Consider the following 2,275-nt stretch of genomic DNA (forward strand, 5'->3'; position numbering starts at 1 on the left):
GGGCGTGGTCTGCTGCGAGAAGGCGGTGCGCTCGTGGACCGGGGCTGCCTGCGGGCGGGTGTCGAAGACGACGAGGGTGCCCGTGGACAGCTCCATGCGGTCCAGGTAGTCGTCCAGCTGTGCCAGCCCCTCGGCGAGGGGGTCGGTGCGGCCCTGGCGCCACACCTTCAGCTCCAGCGCCTCGCGCTGCACCGCCCGCGAACCGTCGGCAGCGGTGTACGGCTGGCGAACCAGCAGGTCCACGCGCCGCCGGCCGACCCCGTACTCCCGGTCGATGAAACCCGCCCCGTTCACGATCCGGTGCAGGTAGGCCATCATCACCAGCTGTGCTGCGGCCTCCGGGTAGGTCGAGGCGGTGGCCAGGATCTCGCCGTTCTCCCGCCAGAACTCGGCGAAGGAGCACAGCAGCTTGTCCATGTCGATCCGGCCGTCCGGCAGCCGGAAGCTGCTCGGGGCGGCGACGACCTGGCCCTCCGTGTTGTTTCCCAGGACCCGGACAATGACCTCCTGGTAGATCGGATTGGCCACCCGCACCGGCGCGTCCGGAGCGACCAGCCCCAGGTCGCGCACGTACGCCAGATCGTCGTCGTACGTGTCCGTCGGCAGGAGCAGCTCGCCCGCGATCACCGGCTGGATCACCCGCCGCACCCGGTCCTCGCCCAACCTGGCGGCCAGCGAGTCCAGATGCGTCGCACGCGCCAGGATCAGCCGCTCCTTCGCCTCCTCCATGTGCTCGGCCGTGATCGGCGTGTCCGACGGCACCCCCATCTCCTCGACGACCTCCCGGGCCAGCGCGTTGACCAGCCACGGCTGTCCCTGGGTAAAGCTGAAGGCACGCTCCAGCGCATCCACCGTGAAATCCTGGCCCGTCTGCGTGGTGTGCTGCCCGTACAGCTCGGCGACCTCGGCCTCGGTGAAGTCGCCCAACCGCAGCGACGCCACCTTGATGTTGAACGGACTCGACGTACCAAGGCGCCCCGGATCCCCGCCCGAGGCCGCCTTGTAGTCACGCACATCCCGCAGCCCGCACAGCACCACCGCATGCGGGAAGCCGCCACGGCTGACAGTGAAGCCATCGCGCAACTGGCGCAGCACACTGCGCAGGCTCTCCCCCCGCAGCGCGTCGATCTCGTCGAAGAACAGCACCAGCGGACGCGGACAGCTCCGCACCCACTCAGTCAGCCCCCGCGTGAGCCGGGACCCGGGCACCGCGTCGGGCCAGGAGGCGGGGGGCGCGAGCTCACCAGGAATCCCAGCGGACTCCGCGGACCGCCGAATCGCCTCCAGCACCAGCAGCTCGGCCTGGCCGTAGTCCTCCCCGGCCACCTCCGCGCTCTCGCACGAGAAGTGCAGCGCCGCGTACCGGCCCGAGGCCGTCAGTTCCCGGGCCATCGCCGCCAGCACCGTCGTCTTCCCGGTCTGCCGTGGCGCGTGTACCACGAAGTACTGGCCCTGCTCGATGTACCCGCGGGCCCTGGGCAGCCGCTCCTGAGCCGGCACCATGTAGTGACGCGTGGGAACGCACGGCCCGGCCGTATTGAAGTAGCGCATACCTCGCACGCTAGCCGACGGCACCGGCAACCTGAGGCGACCGTGCACCCGACCACCGGCTACACCGTCCCGTACGGGCACGAGTGCCAGAGCAGCGGTGCCCCGGTGCGGAGACCACCCGGCGGGCAGACGCAGAAACGCGGCCAGCGCCCGCTGGGGTGCGGTGACCGCTGGAGCACCTCCGGCGACCGCCAGGGCATGCAGGTCACCGCGGCACAGCTCTTGACGTGCCGATCAGCTCATCCGGGGCACCGTTGTCGTCCCGGTCGGCCTCATGCATCCTGCCCTTGCCGAAAATCTCATCCGGGCTGGTGAGCGACCGGGGCGCGCACTGCGGCCAGTGCCTTGTTGGACAGTTTGGCCGCGGGTCAGGGGCCGGTTCCCCGCGACCACGAACGCCGGAAAGCGGCTGTACCTGGTTCGTCACGGCGGCAAGGAGCGGCTGGATGAAGATCGACACAGTCGCATAGTCGCATCGCCGTGGAGACCCGCATGGGCCGCGAGGCCGCCGGCGTGGAAGGTCTCTACTCGCACGTTGCCCTGGCCATGGAGCAGGAGATTGGCGATTCGCTGCAAAGCAGGTGGCTGCGCCGTTCGTGGTCGGCGAGGGCGAGCACTGGAAGGCTCCATCTCCCACCGCTCTACCATTCGATCTTGAAAAGTGGTGGAAAACAGCAGGTCAAAGCCGCTCGGGACACGTCGACATAGTTTCGTTCATGAAGTT

Annotated in this window: 1 protein-coding gene; it reads right to left on the reverse strand. The window is 69.2% G+C overall.

Annotated elements, in window-relative coordinates:
- A partial coding sequence (locus tag ACFSL4_RS37370; protein ID WP_381092574.1) for an ATP-binding protein occupies positions 1 to 1,551 on the reverse strand: 1,551 nt, incomplete at its 3' end.
- Positions 1,552 to 2,275 lie beyond the last annotated feature (724 nt).

Source organism: Streptomyces caeni (genome assembly GCF_042678285.1).
GTDB lineage: Bacteria > Actinomycetota > Actinomycetes > Streptomycetales > Streptomycetaceae > Streptomyces > Streptomyces caeni.